At 68.2% G+C, this 18,263-nt stretch carries 17 protein-coding genes; 12 read left to right on the top strand and 5 right to left on the bottom strand.

Annotation, left to right across the window (positions count from 1 at the left end; all coding sequences use genetic code 11):
• Positions 1-57 precede the first annotated feature (57 nt).
• Entirely contained in the window at positions 58-1,059 is a 1,002-nt protein-coding gene (locus ABDC25_RS18130) for an Abi family protein (protein ID WP_347124006.1), read from the bottom strand.
• 175 nt (positions 1,060-1,234) lie between these two features.
• On the opposite strand from ABDC25_RS18130, the gene ABDC25_RS18125 reads away from it, so the two are divergent.
• The 7 genes from ABDC25_RS18125 (at position 1,235) to ABDC25_RS18095 (ending at position 8,437) form a co-directional block, all read left to right on the top strand.
• Complete coding sequence (locus ABDC25_RS18125) at positions 1,235-2,677, top strand: adenosylhomocysteinase (RefSeq protein ID WP_347124004.1); 1,443 nt, start codon at positions 1,235-1,237, stop codon at positions 2,675-2,677.
• Complete coding sequence (locus ABDC25_RS18120) at positions 2,674-3,987, top strand: amidohydrolase family protein (RefSeq protein WP_347124002.1); 1,314 nt, start codon at positions 2,674-2,676, stop codon at positions 3,985-3,987. Before ABDC25_RS18125 ends, ABDC25_RS18120 begins: the two co-directional genes overlap by 4 nt.
• Positions 3,984-4,412 (top strand): cupin domain-containing protein, encoded by a 429-nt coding sequence (locus tag ABDC25_RS18115; RefSeq protein ID WP_347124000.1) that lies wholly within the window; start codon positions 3,984-3,986, stop codon positions 4,410-4,412. Before ABDC25_RS18120 ends, ABDC25_RS18115 begins: the two co-directional genes overlap by 4 nt.
• Before the next feature lie 77 nt (positions 4,413-4,489).
• Positions 4,490-5,341 carry an ABC transporter substrate-binding protein gene (locus ABDC25_RS18110; protein ID WP_167255097.1) on the top strand — a complete coding sequence of 284 codons (852 nt, stop codon included), beginning with the start codon at positions 4,490-4,492 and terminating at the stop codon, positions 5,339-5,341.
• A complete protein-coding gene (locus ABDC25_RS18105; RefSeq protein ID WP_029260707.1) occupies positions 5,338-6,204 on the top strand; it encodes an amino acid ABC transporter permease in 867 nt (288 codons plus the stop codon). Before ABDC25_RS18110 ends, ABDC25_RS18105 begins: the two co-directional genes overlap by 4 nt.
• Positions 6,201-6,938 (top strand): amino acid ABC transporter ATP-binding protein, encoded by a 738-nt coding sequence (locus ABDC25_RS18100; protein ID WP_347123997.1) that lies wholly within the window; start codon positions 6,201-6,203, stop codon positions 6,936-6,938. Before ABDC25_RS18105 ends, ABDC25_RS18100 begins: the two co-directional genes overlap by 4 nt.
• A gap of 131 nt (positions 6,939-7,069) precedes the next feature.
• Positions 7,070-8,437 carry a heparan-alpha-glucosaminide N-acetyltransferase domain-containing protein gene (locus tag ABDC25_RS18095; protein WP_347123995.1) on the top strand — a complete coding sequence of 456 codons (1,368 nt, stop codon included), beginning with the start codon at positions 7,070-7,072 and terminating at the stop codon, positions 8,435-8,437.
• A gap of 68 nt (positions 8,438-8,505) precedes the next feature.
• On the opposite strand, the gene pnuC is transcribed toward ABDC25_RS18095, so the two are convergent.
• Together pnuC and ABDC25_RS18085 are read right to left on the bottom strand one after the other, a co-directional pair.
• Complete coding sequence (gene pnuC / locus ABDC25_RS18090) at positions 8,506-9,219, bottom strand: nicotinamide riboside transporter PnuC (protein WP_029260705.1); 714 nt, start codon at positions 9,217-9,219, stop codon at positions 8,506-8,508.
• A 2-nt stretch (positions 9,220-9,221) separates the two neighbouring features.
• Positions 9,222-9,749, bottom strand: coding sequence for an N-acetyltransferase family protein (locus ABDC25_RS18085; RefSeq protein WP_347123993.1), 528 nt, complete (start codon positions 9,747-9,749; stop codon positions 9,222-9,224).
• Positions 9,750-9,984: 235 nt separating this feature from the next.
• Here ABDC25_RS18085 and ABDC25_RS18080 point away from each other — a divergent pair, with 235 nt between their 5' ends.
• The 4 genes from ABDC25_RS18080 to ABDC25_RS18065 all read left to right on the top strand — a co-directional run bounded on the left by ABDC25_RS18080 (position 9,985) and on the right by ABDC25_RS18065 (position 14,566).
• Positions 9,985-10,434, top strand: coding sequence for a peptidase inhibitor family I36 protein (locus ABDC25_RS18080; protein WP_029260703.1), 450 nt, complete (start codon positions 9,985-9,987; stop codon positions 10,432-10,434).
• 29 nt (positions 10,435-10,463) lie between these two features.
• Complete coding sequence (locus ABDC25_RS18075) at positions 10,464-11,336, top strand: hypothetical protein (RefSeq protein WP_029260702.1); 873 nt, start codon at positions 10,464-10,466, stop codon at positions 11,334-11,336.
• Positions 11,337-11,400: 64 nt separating this feature from the next.
• Positions 11,401-12,621 (top strand): peptidoglycan-binding domain-containing protein, encoded by a 1,221-nt coding sequence (locus ABDC25_RS18070; protein ID WP_347123990.1) that lies wholly within the window; start codon positions 11,401-11,403, stop codon positions 12,619-12,621.
• A 1-nt stretch (position 12,622) separates the two neighbouring features.
• Positions 12,623-14,566, top strand: coding sequence for an ATP-binding cassette domain-containing protein (locus ABDC25_RS18065; RefSeq protein ID WP_347123988.1), 1,944 nt, complete (start codon positions 12,623-12,625; stop codon positions 14,564-14,566).
• A 51-nt stretch (positions 14,567-14,617) separates the two neighbouring features.
• On the opposite strand, the gene ABDC25_RS18060 is transcribed toward ABDC25_RS18065, so the two are convergent.
• Positions 14,618-15,817, bottom strand: coding sequence for a hypothetical protein (locus ABDC25_RS18060; RefSeq protein ID WP_347123986.1), 1,200 nt, complete (start codon positions 15,815-15,817; stop codon positions 14,618-14,620).
• Between the two features lie 83 nt (positions 15,818-15,900).
• Between ABDC25_RS18060 and ABDC25_RS18055 the strand changes: the two genes are divergently transcribed.
• Positions 15,901-17,250: a DUF222 domain-containing protein gene (locus tag ABDC25_RS18055; RefSeq protein ID WP_347123984.1), complete on the top strand. Its 1,350-nt coding sequence runs from the start codon at positions 15,901-15,903 to the stop codon at positions 17,248-17,250.
• Positions 17,251-17,304: 54 nt separating this feature from the next.
• Here ABDC25_RS18055 and ABDC25_RS18050 read toward each other — a convergent pair whose 3' ends face one another.
• Complete coding sequence (locus ABDC25_RS18050; RefSeq protein ID WP_029260696.1) at positions 17,305-18,222, bottom strand: DUF808 domain-containing protein; 918 nt, start codon at positions 18,220-18,222, stop codon at positions 17,305-17,307.
• Positions 18,223-18,263: the final 41 nt, after the last annotated feature.

The raw sequence follows: 18,263 nt of genomic DNA, 5'->3' as shown, positions 1-18,263 counted from the left end.
CGAATCCAGGGCCGCCGAAATGCGCGGACACATTCCGGGTGCGGTAGGTCGAAGAATCTAGTTCGAATTGTTGGTGCTCCAGAGCTCCAGCTGAGTCCACCCCTTTGGGAAACCCATGCTGTCGATCCCCAAGTGGGGGACGCTCGGGAACGTGGCCACGAGTTCCTTGAGACGTCGCGTCCAATCTCCGGAACCATCGATGCTCCGGAGCAGGTACGCGATGACGGCCAACGAATTGTAAAGACCGAAGTCCTGCTTTGGTGCCCCGTCGTCGCGCAGGTGTGCAAGTACCGGAACCATGTCGTTCTTCGGCCTCGTAGGAGCGTCCACGAGCTTCCTATTGAACAATCGCGCCTGGTGTGCGGCGACGTTGCGCACGTAGTTGGTGCTCGCGATCCAGCTTGCGAGGATGGTCTTGCTGGGAACTGCGTAGTGATGGGCGATCCGGGTGGCGAGATCGTTCTGCAGACCTCGATAAAGCCTGGCAAGATGCCCGAGCTCAAGGATCTCGGTCAGTGCCCAGATCGGCATCTGGTCGTCGTACTTTCGTCGAAAGTGCTCGACGAAGGCTTCTTTCGAACTGGCGCGCCGTTCATCCACGCGGCGTATCCACTCGGCATGTCTGCTCGTCAAAGCACCAGTTACTGGGTCGACAGACGATGCCGTGAATGCCGGAGTGAATACTCGCTCATCGAGATGCGCGAAGGCGGAAGTCTGGCCAAGGATGTAGCCGACTTGGGTGCGAAGGGACACTTCGATGCGTTCAACGGCTTCCAAGACGTGCAGACGCAGTGCGCGATCGAATGCGATCAGGGCAGCGGCGTGCTCGAGATGTGTGTTCGGCCGATAGGCGCTCAAGACACGAGTCGACGCGCGGCCACGGTCATCCGTCAATCTCTCGGACTGGCGAGACGGGTAAAGATACCCCGTGAGGCGGTAATAGCCGACCTCTTCGAGCAACTGCTCGGCGGCCGCCTCGTCATCAACGATCAGGCCTCTGCCCTGGAGCTGTGCAACCTGCTGCCGTATCGACATCCAGGGCTTGGTGTACTCGACCACGCGTCTCCCCAAAAGAAAATCAGCCCGAGCCGTGAGGCGAGCGGGCTGATCGTGATGGTCCGATACTAGCACCTTCGTGCCTGTACAGAACAGTTTCTACCCTCAGGTGGATCCCGTTCCGCGACCCGATGCGTTGTCGTGCGAGGGCCTCCTCGTGTGGCTCTACCCTTGACTGGTGACCGACGAGATCCTGACCGCCCAGCGTCTGGTGCGCCGTTTCGCCCGCGAGACCAACCTGCTCGTGTCCGGTCGAGATTTCTCGGTGGTCGGGACGGATGCCGTGGCGGATGCGCTGCGCACCCTGCTCCCAGCGCTCGGTGCGCACCTCGGAGACGGCGGTGTGGTCCTCGCGCCGGGGGAGACGCCGGACATCCTGCTCGACGGCACGCCGCTGCCCGTGCGGGAGACCGCCGAGGATCGTGTGGATGCGGCCGGACGGCACATGCTGGTCGCGACCGATCTCGCACGGCGCCTGCGCGAGGCCGGCACGGTGCGCGGGGTCCGGATCGGCATCGCGATGGTGCTCGAGCCCAAGACGGCCCAGCTCGCCCTGCTGCTGCGGGACGCGGGCGCAGTCGTCGCCGTCTACGCCCACCCCGATGAGATCGACGTCGAGGTCGCCGCGGTGCTGCGCGCTCGCGGCATCCCCGTCGATGGCGATCCGACGCTCACCGGTGCGGCCGAGCGCGCCGCCGCCCTCTCGTTCCTGCGCCGCGGCTTCGACCTGCTGCTCGACGACGGCTCGCACCTGATCCGCCTCGCCCATGAGGAGGGTCTCGCCGCGGGGCTGCGCGGCGCCGCCGAAGAGACCACGAGCGGACTCACGCCGTTGCGGCTGATGGAGCGCGAGGGGGTGCTCGAGATCCCGATCATCGCGGTGAACGACGCCCTGACCAAGACCTCCTTCGACAACCGGTACGGCACCGGTCAGTCGTGCGTGTTCGCGATCGCCGATGCGCTGGACGCCGCGGGCATCGACCTCCGCGACCAGCCGGCCGTCGTGGTCGGCTACGGGCCCGTCGGCGAGGGGGTCGCCGCGCACCTGCGCGCCCTCGGTGTACAGATCTCCGTCACCGAGACGGACCCCGTCCGTGCGCTGCGAGCCGCCCACGACGGCTACCGGATCGGCCGGCTTCATGAACTGGCCCCCGGAGCGCTGGTCGTCTCTGCGACCGGAGCGCCGCACACGATCGACGCCGCGGTGGTGCGTGCGGCGGCGATCGTCGCTGTCGCCGGTGGCGTCCCGCACGAGGTCGACCTCGATGTGTCGACGCTGCGACCGTACGCCGGGCCTAGGGGCGAAGCCTCCTCCTTCGTCGAGCGTGCCGGAGACGGCGCCCTCGTGATCGCCCGCGGCGGCTGCGTGAACCTGTCGGCCGGCGAGGGCAACCCGATCGAGATCATGGACCTGTCGTTCTCGGTGCAGCTCTTCGCCGTCGAGCACCTGCTCGCGCGCGACCTGGTTCCCGGCGTGCACGCGCTCCCGGCCGATGCCGACGTCACGATCGGCACGGCCGCCCTCGCCGCACGGGGCGAGCGCATCGACGAACGCAGCGAGGCGCAGGTCGAGGCGCAGCAGGAGTGGCGCTCGCCACGATTCCGAGGAGTCTCCGCATGACCGCCGTCACCGTGTACTCGGCAGGACTCGTGGTGCCGATCACCGCGCCGCCGATCGTCGATGGCGCCGTGGCCGTGCGCGACGGCAGGATCATGCACGTCGGAGAGCGGGCCTGGGTGCTGCGGTCGCTCTCCGAGCGCGGCATCGACGCCGACGAGGTGCACTGGCCCGGCGTCCTGACCCCCGGCCTCGTCAACGCGCACACGCACCTGCAGTACACCGGCATGGCCTCGGTCGGGCGCGGGCAGTACGACGGCTTCGACGACTGGGTGCGGGCGTTCGACCCCGTGTACGAAGGCGGGCGCGACTGGGCGGTGGATGCCGCCGACGGCGCGGCGCAGGCGCTGCGGTCCGGCACGACCGCTGTGGCCGACGTGGTGACCGACCGGGCCGCGGCGACCGCCCTGCACGACGCCGGTCTGCACGGCATCACCTACTGGGAGGTGATGAGCTGGACCAACGCCGACTGGGCGCGCACCGGTCGCACACAGGTCGAGCAGGCCCTCGACGCACTGCCGACCCCGCCGGGCACGGGTCTGTCGCCGCACGCCCCCTACTCGCTCGACATCGAACCGCTCCTCGAGATCCCCGACATCGTGCGCGAGCGCGGCGGGCGCATCCACATCCATCTCGGTGAGGCCGCATTCGAGAGCGAGTTCGCGCACGAGCACCCGCAGGCATGGCATACGGCGGGGCTCGCCAGCTTCCAGGAGCTGCGCAAGGCCGGATTCGGCACCAGCGCGACCGAGTTCGTCGACCAGCTCGGCGTGCTCGGGCCCGACTGCCACATCGCGCACGGCGTTTACATGAGCGCCAGGGACCGCGCGATCCTGCGGGAGCGCCGCACGACGGTCGCGCTGTGTCCGCGGTCGAACGCCGTCATCGGGCTCGAGGAGCCGCCGATCGCGGCGTACCTGCGCGAGGGAAGCCCGATCGCGGTCGGCACGGATTCGCTGTCGTCCAGCCCCTCGCTCGACGTGCTCGCCGACGTCGCCGAGCTCGCCCGCATCGCCCGCTCGCAGGGATACACCGACCGCGACCTGCACGCTCGCCTGCTCGGAGCGGCCACGCTCGGCGGCGCGCACGCGATGGGCATCGACGTCGGCCCCGATCGCACCGGCTATCTCGCCGTCGGCGCGCTCGCCGACCTCACCTTCTTCGACGTGCCGGCCGGACCGGATGCCGTCGCCGAACTCGTCGACCACGGGGCCGGTCGCACCGCCGCCACGGTCGTGTCGGGCGAGGTGCGCTACGCGATCGAGTCCTTCGACCGCGCCGCGGTCGCCCCCGAACCCGGAGATGTCGCATGACACAGCGCCCCACCACCGCCGAGCGGCTCGACCTCGCCCCGCATCCGGAAGGCGGCTGGTTCCGCCGCACCTGGACGAGCCCGCTTCCCGTCGAGACGCCGAACGGTCAGCGGCCGGCGGCCACCTGCATCCACTACCTCCTCCTGCCATCGGAGAAGAGCGAATGGCACGTCGTGACCAGCGACGAGCTGTGGCTGTGGCACGGGCCGGGCCGACTCGAACTCCGCCTCGGCGGAGACGGTGCGGAACCGGGCGAGGGGACGGCGATCGTGCTCGGCCCCGGAGAGGCGGCGCAGGTGCGTGTGCCGGCCGGTGTCTGGCAGGCCGCGAGGCCGCTCGACGCCGACGAGGTGCTGGTGTCGTGCTTCGTGTCCCCAGGTTTCGACTTCGCCGATTGGCGACTCGCCGCATCGCCTACTCTGTAGAGGCAGACCGTGTCTGCAGAGGCAGACCCGTCCTGCCTCGCCGTCTTCTCCATACCCTTTCTCGCCCTGGAGTCATCGTGCCCTTCGCTCCCGCCCTCCGCCGCGCTGCAGCCGTCGCCGCTGCTGCCGCAGCCGTCGCCCTCACCCTCTCCGCCTGCAGCTCGCCGTCCACCGGCTCCGGCAGCGGAGACGGCTCGGGCCTTCCGACCGTGACCGAGGGCAAGCTCACGATCGCGACGGGCGAGCCCAACTACGAGCCGTGGTTCGTCGACGACGACCCCTCCAACGGTGAGGGCTTCGAAGGCGCCGTCGCCAACGCCGTCGCCGAGCAGCTCGGCTACACGGCCGACGACATCGTCTGGGTGCGCACCACCTTCGACGGCGCCATCGCACCGGGCCCCAAGGACTGGGACATCAACCTGCAGCAGTTCTCCATCACGGATGACCGCAAGAAGGCCGTCGACTTCTCGTCGCCGTACTACACGACCACGCAGGCCGTCGTCGCGGTCGGCGGCTCGCCCGCGGCATCGGCGACCACGATCGACGAGCTCAAGGCCACCAAGGTCGGCGTGGCCAGCGGGACCACCAGCTACACGGTCGCCAAGGCCCAGCTCGGCGAAGCGAACCTCAACGTCTTCAACTCGGTCGACGACGTGGTGCTCGCGCTCAAGGGCGGGCAGATCGACGCCATGATCACCGACCTCCCCGGCGCCTTCTACGTCGTCGGCGCCCAGCTCGACGACGGCGTGGTGACCGGTCAGTTCGCCGACGCGAACGGCGGCGACGACTTCGGCATCGTCCTTCCCAAGGGCTCCGCGCTCACGGCCGACGTCACCAAGGCCGTCGACGCCCTGCGTGACGATGGCACGCTCGACGAGCTGCAGCAGAAGTGGCTCAGCGACGCGGTCGACGTCCCCGTCCTGAAATGACCTCGACCTCCGTCGACGCGGAGTGGCAGCCGAGCGAACTCGAGCTGTCACGCCGCGCTCTGCGGCGTCGGGCGACCACCCGATCCATCCTGATCGCGTTCGGCAGCAGCATCGCCCTGTTGGCGGTGCTCGTCGTCGTCGTCGTCAACACCCCCGGCTGGGCGATCGTCAGCCAGACGTTCTTCGATCCGCAGGTCGCGCTGGAGAGCATCGGTCCGATCTTCCAGGGACTGCTCGTCAACCTCCTGGTGCTCGTCATCGCCGTGGTGTGCGTCGCGATCCTCGGCACGCTCCTGGCCACCATGCGCTCGCTGCGCGGCCCGGTGTTCTTCCCTCTGCGCGCGATCGCCGCGGCCTACACCGACTTCTTCCGTGGCATCCCGCTGCTGATCGTGCTGTACCTCGTGGGGTTCGGCATCCCCGCGCTGATGATCTTCCCGCGCATGCCCCCGATGTTCTGGGGCACGATCGCGCTGGTCCTCACCTACTCCGCCTATGTCGCCGAGGTGCTCCGTGCAGGCATGGAGGCCGTGCATCCCTCGCAGCGCATCGCCGCGCGGTCGCTCGGGCTGACCCACGGGCAGACGCTCCGGATCGTCGTGATCCCGCAGGGCGTGCGCAAGGTCGTCCCCGCCCTCATGAACGACTTCGTCTCGATGCAGAAGGACGTGGGGCTGATCTCGGTGCTCGGCGCCGTCGATGCGGTCCGTGCGGCACAGCTGATGGTCGCCGAGACCTACAACTTCACACCGTACGTCGTCGCCGGCCTCATGTTCATCGTGCTCAGCTGGCCGATGATCCGCCTCACCGATGTCGTCACCGCGCGTCTGAACAAGCGCGAGCAAGCCGGAGGAGTCGTATGAACGTGCCCGTGATCGAGGCCAGGGGTGTGCGCAAGCGCTTCGGCGATCATGACGTGCTGCGCGGCATCGACCTCGCGGTCGGCACACACGAGGTGGTCGTGCTGATCGGCGCGTCCGGCTCGGGCAAGTCGACCCTCCTCAAGACCATGAACCTCATCGAGGGCATCGACGACGGGCAGATCTTCCTCTCCGGCGAGGACATCACCGACCCGCGGGTGGACGCCGACGCGGTGCGGGCCCGGATCGGGGTCGTGTTCCAGCACTTCAACCTGTTCCCGCACCTGACCGTGCTCGACAACGTCACGCTCGCCGCCGTGCGCGTGCACGGCATGCGCAAGACGGAGGCGCGCGCCCAGGCACGCGCGTTGCTCGACACGCTCGGCCTCGGCGCCAAAGCCGACGAGTACCCCGACCGGCTCTCCGGCGGACAGCAGCAGCGCGTGGCGATCGTGCGCGCGGTGCTCACGCAGCCCGAGGTGCTGCTGCTCGACGAGATCACCAGCGCCCTCGACCCGCAGCTGGTGGGCGAGGTGCTCGATCTGGTGCGACAGCTGAAGCAGCAGGGCGCCACGATCGTGATGGCGACCCACGAGATGTCGTTCGCGCGTGAGGTCGCCGACCGCATCGTGTTCCTCGAGCACGGTGTCGTCGTCGAGCAGGGACCGCCCACCCAGGTGTTCGATGCCCCGCAGCAGGCGGCCACGGCGGAGTTCCTGGCGCGCGTGCAGCACTGACGCCCGGCGGGAAGCGCGCGGCGTCGACGCTCATCCGCTCGACGGATCGAAGCGGTACTGAGGGTGGATGCGCGCCCTCGGAGGCGCGTGCTGAGCTTGAGGTCTCCGCCGATTCCTCGAGAGGTCCCCACGTGAGCACGCCCCACATCATCCCGTCTTCCGCCGCGCCGACGGCCGACGCCTCCGCAGCCGACTCCGGCGACGGCCCGCGCCGCGGCGGAGGCGCCCCCACGGGCAGGCGCCGCATCGTCGGCGTCGACGTCGCGCGCGGACTCGCCCTGGTGGGGATGTTCGGCGCACATCTGATGGTCGCGAGCGGTCCCGACCTGACCCTGACCGACCCGTCGACATGGCTGGACATCGTCAACGGTCGCTCCTCGATCCTGTTCGCCCTGCTGGCCGGGGTCTCGCTCGCGCTGATGACGGGCGGTGCCCGTACCGCGTCACCGGACGAGCTCCGGAAGATCCGGTTGCGCCTGGTCGGTCGCGGGGCGGCGATCTTCGTGATCGGGCTCGTGGTCGAGCTGCTGGGCTCGGGAATCGCCGTGATCCTCACGCTCTACGGCGTGCTGTACATCCTGGCGGCGTTCACGGTGCACCTGCGCACCAGGGTGCTGGTGATCGCGGGGGCGGCACTCGGCATCCTCGGTCCGCCGCTGCTCGCCCTGATCGGCACGCTCTCGCCGGATCTGGGCGGCCCGGGGCTGTCGCTGGTGCTGTTCGGCACCTACCCGATCACGGTCTGGGCTGCGCTGCTCTGCGCTGGTCTCGTGATCGGACGCCTCGACCTGACCCGGGTGAAGACGGCAGTCGTCATGCTCGTCTGCGGAGGACTGATCGCGATCGGCGGTTACGCGCTGGGTGCGCTCCTCACGTCGCCGCCGCAGGAAGTCGCGTCGTCGAGCTCCACGTCCGGTTCGGGTTCGGGTTCGGGTTCGATCAGCATGATCCCCGGGGACGAGGTCGACGTCTCCGGACTGGCGTGCCAGACCAGTGACGGCGTCGTCGTCTGCTTCCCGCCGGAGAAGGCCTCGCTGTTCACGGACGACGGCGGCGGCATCGAAGAGGGGCAGTCGTACATCGATCGCGTGGCTTCGGAGGACCCGCCCGCGAAGATGCTCGAAGCGGTCATCAGCGTCTCGGCCCACTCCGGCGGCGTGCTGGAGGTGCTGGCATCCGGCGGCTTCGCGGTGGCCGTCCTCGGCCTGTGCCTGCTGGTGACCCGTTATGCGCGGTGGGCCGTTCTCCCGCTGGCGGCCTACGGCGCGGTTCCGCTCACCGGCTACGTCGTCCAGGCGATCCTCATCCTGGCGGGGGCGGCGACCTGGCTGCCCAACCCGGTGCTGCCGTGGATCGCGCTCTCACTGCTCATGATGGCCGGCGCGCTCATCTGGACGCGCACGGTCGGCAAGGGCCCGCTCGAACGACTCACAGCGTGGGCAGCCGACGCCATGGCGCTGACAGCGAAGACGACGCGCACGGCGAAGCGCCGGGACTGAAGACGGCCTCGTGTCGAGGAGGGGCGACATCGAGGCGGCGGAGGGGGGGCGTCCGGGGGGAGGGGAGCTCAGGCGAGCTCTTCCTCCTCCGGCCGTCGCGGGCTCGGGTCGGGCGGCAGGATCTCGATCGGATGCGCGGCGGTGCGCTGCGCCCGCCACCAGATCACGAAGCCGATCGCGGTGAAGACGCCGTAGAAGACGTACATGAAGCCGGTGGCGTAGTAGCCGGAGCTGAACAGCAGCGGCACCCCGACGACGTCGACAGCGATCCAGACCAGCCAGAACTCGGTCCAGCCCTTCGCCATGCCGTAGGTGGCCAGCAGCGAGCCGACGAACGTCCAGGCGTCGGCCCACACCGGCTCCCACGATCCCAGCAGGCGGAACAGCGGGGTCAGGGCGACCGTGCCGACGACCATCACCAGCACCATGCCGATGCGGGCGCTCGTCGGCGCCCAGCGCGGGACCACGCGTCCGCCGTCGAGGTTCCGCCAGCGCACCCATCCGTAGATGGCGACCGCGATGAACATGATCTGCCGCCCGGCCTGGCCGAGCAGGTGCGGCAGTGACGGATCGGGGCTGAGGGCGGAGCCGAGGAAGACGGTGAGCAGCAGCAGGTTGCCGATGATGCCGACCGGCCATGCCCACACCTTGCGTCGCATGCCGCCGAGCGCGCTGGCGAGACCGAACGCGTTGCCCACGACCTCCCGCACCAGGAGCGTCTGCCCGCCGGGCAGCATCCACTGCGAGTTGAAGGCGTCGACGAACCACTGCAGCAGGTTCATCGTCAGGATCCGGCGTCGGGTTCGGGGCGGTCGTCGAGCACCAGCTGCAGCATGTTCAAATCGAGCCAGCGTCCGAACTTGGCACCGACCTGCGGCATGCGTCCGACCTCGACGAAGCCCAGGCGCTCGTGCAGGGCGATGGAGGCGGCGTTCCCGCTTTCGATCCCGGCGATCATCACGTGCATCCCCGCGTCCCGCGCACGATCGACGAGCGCCGACATGAGGTCGGTGCCGATGCCGCGACCGTGCTGGCCGTCGAGGACGTAGACCGAGTGCTCGACCGTGTGGCGATAGCCGCTGTGCGGACGCCATTGCGCGTACGACGCGTAGCCCAGCACCCCCGTGTCGTCGACGGCGACGATGACCGGGTAGCCGCGGGCGGTGCGATCGGCGAGCCAGGCGACGCGGTCGGCGAGGTCGACCGCCTCTTCGTTCCAGATCGCGGTGGTGTGCAGCACGGCATGGTTGTGGATCGCGGTGATGGTCTCGAGATCGGCGGTCTCGGCGTCCCTGATTCGCACGGCTGTCATCGGCGGGCGTTCTCTCTTCTTCTGCGCTTCGGGTGCGCATCCTTCTTCGGCGCTTCGGGTGCGCATCGCCGACGCTAGCAGGAGGAACGGGCGCTGGGCGTGCTGCGGCCGAACAGTTACGGGGGCGACGTGCGGGCACCGCGCTTGTCCCCCGAACGGCCTACAGACGCGCACACGAACCATTTCTACTGTGTAGAACGTATTGTTTTAGTTGACGGGTGCATCGGAGGATCTCATGTCTTTGGAACACGCGCGTCGCGCAACCTGGCGCACAAGAGCGGCCAGCGCGCTGATCGCACTCGTCCTGTCCGGGGTGGGAGTTCTCGCCTTGGCGGGCCCTGCCGCAGCCGCGCCGAGTGATTGCCCATCCGGGTACACGTGCAGTTACTCGGGTTACAACTACACCAACGACGCATGGCAGCAGCCATCCACGCACAAGTTCGCGAACTGCGTGGATGTCATGGCCATCGGCTGGAGGTCCTACGGCGACGTCATCTCCTCCACCTTCAACAACGGGCGCTCCCAGAACTCCTACCTCTACAAAGGACAGAACCAGACAGGAGGGAAGGGCCTCCTTATCCTCCGGGGGCAGGGCTTCGGCAATGTGGGTAGCTACAACGACGAGATCGAGTCGGGATACTTCAGCGGCACCCTCAGTAGCGTTGGTTCGGCTCTATGCCGGTGACTTCTCCGCGCGTAGGTGGCCGCCTGGTCATGGCGACCGTCCTTGCGGTCACGGTTGCCGGGGGTCTGGTGGGGTGTACCGCGTCCGACAGTGAGGCGGATGCGGGGGTGAGGAATCAAGCGGCTTGGAAGATGCCTCTTGATGAGTTCGTCGTGTATTCCCCGGACCTGGACAACTATGCGGAGCAGTTGTTGATCTCGGATTGTCTGGGTGCGCAGGGGTATGAGTGGCCGGTGCCGTGGCAGGATACCGACTTCCCCCGTGCGGAAGACTTCAACCGGGTAGGTCTGCGGCTGTTCAATCTGGAACTGGCAAAGAAGTGGGGTTACCATTTCGCGCGGCTGGATGATCCGGAGAGCGCTGAGCTGTGGTTGACATACACAGAGACAGTGGATTCGTACTTTCCGAATCAGGAACTGGATGACGCGCTCGTGGCCTGCACTGACAAGATCCGCGCGAAAGACAAGGACTTCGCATCCACCGCCGACGGGCTGAACTACAACGCTGAGCTATCCGCCCAGGCTTGGGACATCGTGGAGCAGGATCCGGATGTGGTCAAGGCGGTGAAAGCCTGGCGGGAGTGTCTGACCCCACGGGTGGATTACGCGGTGACTCAAGAGCAACCTTGGGAAGGAGCTCCTTATGAGGTGGCAGAGGTGTGGGGTGCGGTGACCGGGTCGTCGTCCGCGCCTTCGGCGGAGGAGCTTGCTGCGGCTGTTGCTGATGCGGAGTGCCAGGAGTCGAGTGGGTGGGCCTCGCTCTGGTATGAGCGGAATTGGGAGGAGCAGGAGAAGCTCGTCGCGGAGAACAGGGACAAGCTCGATCGGATCCGTGCGGACGCGATCGAACGGAAGAAGAAGCTGCTGACGATCGTGGCGGAGAACGCGCCAGCCGCGCCTTAGAAGAGGCGTCGCGAGAGCGGGCTCGGCAAGGAGTCCTGGCCGATCAGTGAGTGATGAGAGTCCGATGGATGAAGTAGGTGTGCCGGAGACGGCGAGACGGTCACGCTGGATCGTCGTGATCGCTGTGGTGCTGATTGTGGCGCTGATCGGTGCCGGGTTTTGGTTTGCGGCGCAGTTCCAGTCGTCGGCGCAGCAGGAGGCCAACGCCAAGGCGCCCGCCCCCGGGCCGGTCTTCGCAGAGGTCACGCAGGGGGCGCTGGCTGGCGAGGTCGGCTTCACCGGGCAGGCGGGGCCGTCGACGCAGACTCCGGTGACGGTGCTCCCTGTCGCGGAAGCGTCGCTCACCGTCGTCACCGGACGCCCACTGGCAACGGGTGCGACCGCTTCTTCGGGGCAGGTTCTCACCGAGGTCAACGGGCGCCCTCTCTTCGGTGTGCAGTCGGCCTTCTCCTTCTACCGCGACATGGGCGTCGGGGATCGTGGCCCGGATGTCGAGGCATTGCAGGCTGCACTCGTGGCGCGGTCGTACCAGCTCAACGCCGATGGGCGGTTCGGAGGCGAGACGGCTGCGGCGGTGAAGCGCTGGTATCAGGACAATGGCTATGAGGCCCCCACTCGCAGTTCCGCGGCGGAGAAGACGAGCTCGGAGGGGGACGAGAAGGCGGCGGATCCGAGCGAGAAGGCGCCGGCTGCCGAGGGGTATGTTCCTGTCGCCGAAATTCTGGCGATGCCTTCTGCGTCCGCGCAGGTCGTGAAAGGTGTTCAGGTCGGGCAGCGTTTGGCGGCGGAGGGTGTGCCGGACTTCATCCTCGGGTCGGCGGATCTGGTGGTCACGATCACGGTTCCCGTCACCGATCTCGGGGATGTGGTCGCAGGAGACGCGGCTGTGATCTCGATCGGTGGCACTGAGGTCGAGGGCATCGTGGGAGACATCCGCCCCTCTGACTCGGCCGAAGACTCAGAGGGATCGGGCTCGAACGGTGATGCGGAACAGGCCGCACCCGAGGTCACTTTCGCCGTGGTTCCGAAAACAGCGCTGCCGGGGTCGTCGGGGCGGGCGCGGGTGGCGGTGATCAAGCAGATCGTGGCCGAGGACGCGCTGATCGTCCCGGTTCTCGCCGTGTCGGACCGGGGGCCTGACAAGAACGTTCTGACGAAGCAGCAGGCCGACGGAACGCTCCTCGAGGTGCCGGTCACAGTCCTGGGCACACTGCAGGGCGAGGTAGCCGTCGAGCCGCGCGACGAAGGTGCCCTGAAGGCCGGCGAACTGGTTCGAGTCGGTTGACGTGTCGCTGATTCAGTTGCGGGGAGTGCGTCGGACGTACTCCTCGGCGGGTCGGCCCGAGGTCGATGCGCTTCGCGGCATCGACCTGGAAATCGACCAGGGGGAGTTCGTTGCGATCGTCGGGCCATCGGGCGGTGGCAAGACGACGCTGATGAACATCCTGGGGCTTCTCGACGACCCGACGGCGGGTAGTTATGTTCTCGACGGCGAGGAAGCTCGTGCCGGCGACGGTCGCCGCGCGGCGAGCGTGCGCGCACGGAAGATCGGATTCGTGTTCCAGGCCTTCCACCTTCTCGAGGCCAGGCCGGCCGTCGACAGTGTCGAGTTGAACCTGCTCTACCGGGGCGTGCCCCGTGTGCAGCGGCGTGAGAGCGTTCTCGGCGCCATCGACTCTGTCGGCCTCGCAGACCGCGCCTTCCAAAGCACCTCGACACTGTCGGGCGGGCAGCGTCAACGCATCGCCATCGCCCGTGCGATCGCCGGGGATGCGAAGCTGATTCTCGCCGACGAGCCGACCGGCAACCTCGACTCGGTCAACGCCGCTCGGGTTCTCGATGAGCTCGAACGTATCAATCGCGATGGGGCGACGGTCGTCGTCGTCACTCATTCGGCCGAGGTCGCGGCACGGGCGCGTCGTGTGGTCCACATCGCCGACGGTGCGATCGTGTCCGACGAGCGACAGTCCGGCAGCGGAGCGAGTACGGCATCGAAAGCCCCTGCGGACGGGCCGCCGGCTTCTCCTTCGAATGATGCCCGCACGTCCCGCACGAGAGAAGATGAGCGGGTGCGGCTCACCGGGCGCATCCGGTTCGCCGACATGCTTCGCGACGCCTGGGCATCCGTGACGTCGAGAAGGTATCAATCGATCGGACAGGGGCTCGCCGTCGCCATCGCCGTGGCATTGACGATCACCACTCTCGGGCTTGCGGCATCGGCGCGAGCGCAGGTATCCGCCACATTCGATGCCCACCTGAATCGTGAGGTCTCGGCGACGTGGTCGACGGGGGCCAAGAACTCGCTTCCGCCCGAGGAGGTTCCGCAGGCGATCGAGCGACTCAGCGGAGTGGATGCGGCTGCGGTCGTCATCGATCTCAACGTCAGCACGGTCTCGACGTTCGCGGAGGCACGCCAGATCCGGCCGCACGTCGCCATCGGAGATATCGTCGGTGCTGCGCGTCTCACGGTCGACGAGGCTCCGTGGCATGCGGGACCCCTAGCGGGCGGCGAGGCCTACATCGGAGATCTTCTCGCGAAGGACATGCGGCTCAGCAGCATTGATGGCGCTCCCACGATCTCGGTTGATGGCGTCACATATGTCGTCGCTGGCATCATCACCACGTCCGCGCGCCTCCCCCTGCTCCGCGGCGAGGTGGTCGTGGGACCCCGCGACGGCCTCACAGCAAAGGGGGCCGTAGACGTGACGATGCTGGCCGTGACGTCCTCCGGCGCAGCGCAGCAGGTCGCCAAGCAATTGCCTTCGGCGTTGAACCCGTTCGAGCCGGAGCGGATCGTCGTCGTTGCGCCGACCGATTCCGCACAGCTGAGGGGGCAGGTCGAACAAGGGGTGCAGGCCACCCTCACCGCGTTCACGCTGCTCGCGCTGATCGTCGCGATCGCCGCACTCATGAACGCCACGCTCCTCGCTGTCAACGCACGCCGGGGTGAGATCGGCATGCGCAAAGCGCTCGGAGCCCGAGACCGACAGATCGGGGAACTCATCACCCTCGAATCCGCAATCGTCGGTGTCGTCGGAGGGGCTGCAGGTCTCGTGCTCGGCATGGCGGCAATCCTCGTCGTCACCGTGAGCCAACGATGGGCCCCCGTGTTCGACATCGTGCTGCTTCCGATCGCCATCGCTGTCGGCCTGATCGTCGGTGCCGGGGGAGGCGGACTGGCCTCCATCCGCGCCGCGCGTCTGCGCCCCGCGGAGAACCTCCGCAGCTGACATCCTCGCTGGACGCCGTCCGGGCGTGCTGCGACCGAACAGTTACAGAGCTCAGCCTGCCGTCGTCGTGCTGACGGCTTCGCGCACGAGGATCGCACGCCGCATGTCGGCCATGATCGGGTCGAAGAAGCGCTCCCGGTAGCGGGCCTCGCTCACGGCGGAGAACACGAAGGGGAGGGCGGCGATCACCGAGAGCAGGGTGGCCGCCTTGAGCAGGTTGACGGTGAGCGGCAGCTTCGCCCCGAAGAACTCCAGCGGCTGCACCGCGAGGGGCTGTGCGGTGCTGCCGGGTCCGAGCCAGATGCCGACGACGCCCGTGGGGACGGCGATGCCTCCGATCACGATCAGCAGCGCCGCGAGGAGCCCGGCGAAGAACAGGGCCTGCACCAGCTGCGCCACGGTCATCGCGAGCAGGATGTTGATGCGCTGCGGTGCGCGCAGCCGTCCCGGAGTGCCGGGGGTGGCGGGGCGGCCTTCGGCGGGCGTGCCGATGAGCAGGGTGGCGCGCTGTTCGGCGCTCGGTGCCTGCGCGTCATCGTCGATCTCGGAGGCGCTGACCCGCAGCACGACGATCCCCGCGAGCACCGCGACGACGAGGCCGAGCAGGGCGATAGACCCCCAGGAGAGGGCGGATGCCATCTGCCAGACCTCGGCCGAGAAGAACGAGAACACGACGAGCATGAGGATGACCGGGAGGGCGATCGACGCCATGTGGCCTATCGCCGAGGCGTTGCGCACCGCGAGGCGCGAGGCCCAGGAGATCATGGCCCCTCCGCCCATGCCGGTCACCAGGATGCAGAGGCCGAGCACCAGGATCGTGCGCAGGACCGGCCCGACGGTCGCGTCGGGCTGGGCGATGTAGCCGTAGACGATCGTGAAGGCGAGGCACGAGGCGATCAGGACGAGCGCGACCGCGGTGCCGATGCCCACCGGGAGGCGACGCAGCAGGGTGCGCACGAGGTAGTAGGCGGCCCACGCGAGCCCGATCGCGAGCAGGAAGATCACGACGGCGAAGAGGACGAGCAGGATCTCCCACTCCGTGGAGTCGTCGTCGAGGGCGAAGTCGAAGACGACCTCGAGCCCGTCCTGGAAGAGGTACGCGGCCACCGCGACCCACGCGATCAGTGGCGCGACACGGCGGGGGAGGTCGGTGAACCAGCGGCGCAGCGGAACGAACGTCGGAAGGCCCTGTTCACGGAACCAGCGGTCGGCATCGCGCTTCGTGCTGCGCAGCTTCGGGGACGCGGACATGGCGATGAGACTACGGCAATGACGAGGCGCGGAGTTATCCACAGGCTTTCCTGAAATTCGAACATATCTTCTAAGATAGAGGTATGGCGAACCCGCATCTGAACCCGCTCCTCGAGGCGATGACGTACCTCGAAGACGCGTGGGGCGATGCGACGAACGCGGCCGATCTGAGCCGCGCGCAGCTGCTCGATGCGCACCGGGCGATGGGACTGGTACAGCGTCGGCTCGACGGCATCCATGCCGAGATCGCGGCGGGCATCGCGCGGGAATCGCGTCCGGAACTGGGGTCTGCGGGTCTCGCGAAGCAGCAGGGATTCCGCAACTCGGCGACCATGATCGCCGCCACGACCGGCGGATCGACGGGCGATGCGGTGCGGCTCGTGAAGGTGGGGGAGGCGACCGCGCCGCGGGCGAACCTCATCGGCGAGAAGCTGCCCCCGCGGTACCCCGAGGTGCAGCGGGCGATCGGCGCCGGCGAGCTCAGTGCGGCGGCCGCGGCGCTGATCGTGGCCCTGCTCGACCGGGCGCGCGTGAAGGTCGGGATCGAGCGGATCGTCGATGCCGAGCGACTGCTCGTCGAACGTGCGGCAGGGCTGTCGCTCGATGACGTGCGCAAGCTCGTCGTGCACGCCGAGGCCTGGCTCGACCCCGACGGCGTGGCTCCGCGAGAAGGTGAGGCCCGGTCGCGGCGCTCGCTGACGATGTTCGAGCGCGACGGGTCGCTGCATCTGACGCTGCAGACCGACACCGCGTCCGGCGCTCCCGTGAAGGCAGCGATCCAGGCGTACGTGACGGCCACGTTCCACGCGCGGGCGCACGTGCTCGACCCCGAAGCGCCCGATGCCGACCGTCACACGGTCGCGATGATCCAGGCCGATGCGCTCGTCGAGATCTGCGCGCATGCGAGCGGATGCGACAACGGCGGGCTTCCGGTATCCGGTGCGACCGTCGTCGTCCGCGTGGGGCTCGACGACCTGACCGCCGGCACCGGATTCGCGACGGTCGACGGCCTCGATGAGCCGGTCAGCATCGCCTCATGTCGTCGGATGGCGGCGGGTGGGGGCATCATCCCCGTCGTGCTCGGCGGTGAGGGCGAGATCCTCGACTGGGGGCGTGAGAAGCGGCTGTTCACCCGCGCCCAGAGGCTCGCGCTCGTAGAACGCGACGGCGGTTGCGTGATGTGCGGGCTGCCCCCGCAACTCGCCAGGGCGCATCACCTGCGCTGGTGGCAGCGGGATGCCGGACCGACCGATCTCGACAACGGAGTGCTGCTCTGCGAGAGCTGCCATCATCGCATCCACGACAACGACTGGGAGATCAGGATCGAGGGACGGGGGTTCGCGGCGCGGGTGTGGCTCATTCCGCCGCTGCACGTCGACCCCGAGCGCAGGCCGAGGCTCGGCGGCCGAGCCCGGTACGACATCGCGGCGTGAGTGCGCCGGCGTGGATTCGTGTTCTGGCCTGTGCGGACAGTCGTGTCTCGATGTTCAAACGTGCACGTCGGCGGGGGATGCCTCGCCCTCGTGGAAGCTGGGGGTCTTGCCGAACAGGCGGGCGATGCCGAGCACGATCCCGACGACGAGCAGCCCCAGGATGAGACCGGCGATCGCGGAGATGATGGTGTCCACGATCCAGACCACGACCGGACCGAGGCCATGGAGCGCCTGCTCCACCGCGTGCAGCACGTCGACCGGGAAATGCCACCCCACCTCGCCGAGGTTCACCAGAACGAGATGGCCGCCGACCCAGAGCATGGCGACCGTGCCGAGGATGCTGATGAAGCGGAACACCCCGGGCATCGAGCGCACGATCCTGGTGCCGGTGTGCCGCACACGCTGCACCGGGTTCTTCGCCATCTTCAGACCGATGTCGTCGATCTTCACCAGCAGTGCGACAGCGCCGTAGACGACACCCGTCATGAGGAGGGCGATCACGGCGAGGATCGCCAGCGTCGCCCAGATGTCGAGCCCCTTCTCAAGGCTCGCGAGCGAGATGAGCATGATCTCGGTCGAGAGGATCAGGTCGGTGCGCACCGCACCGAGCACGAGCTTCCTCTCATCGCGCGCTCCCTCGTCGGCGTGACCGTGCTGCACGCCGAACCACTCGAGCACCTTCTCGGCGCCCTCGAAGCACAGGTACGCCCCGCCCAGGATCAGCAGATACGGCAGCACCCACGGCGCGAACGCGGTCAGCAGCAGCGCCGCCGGGATGATGATCACGAACTTGTTCGCCAGCGACCCGAGGGCGATCTTGCCGACGACGGGCAGCTCCCTCGCGGGCGTGAGGCCCTGCACGTACTGCGGAGTCACCGCGGCGTCGTCGATCACGACGCCGGCCGCCTTGGCCGACGCCTTCATCGCTGCGCTCAGGATGTCGTCGACGACGGCCAGAAGTCCAACGGACATGGGCGGATCCCCCTCGTGGTGTGCAGTGCGGAGGCAACTCT

The organism is Microbacterium sp. SY138, from assembly GCF_039729145.1.
Classification (GTDB): domain Bacteria; phylum Actinomycetota; class Actinomycetes; order Actinomycetales; family Microbacteriaceae; genus Microbacterium; species Microbacterium maritypicum_A.
The sequence above is the reverse complement of the archived record's forward strand: the minus strand, read 5'-3'. Positions and strand labels throughout refer to the sequence as shown.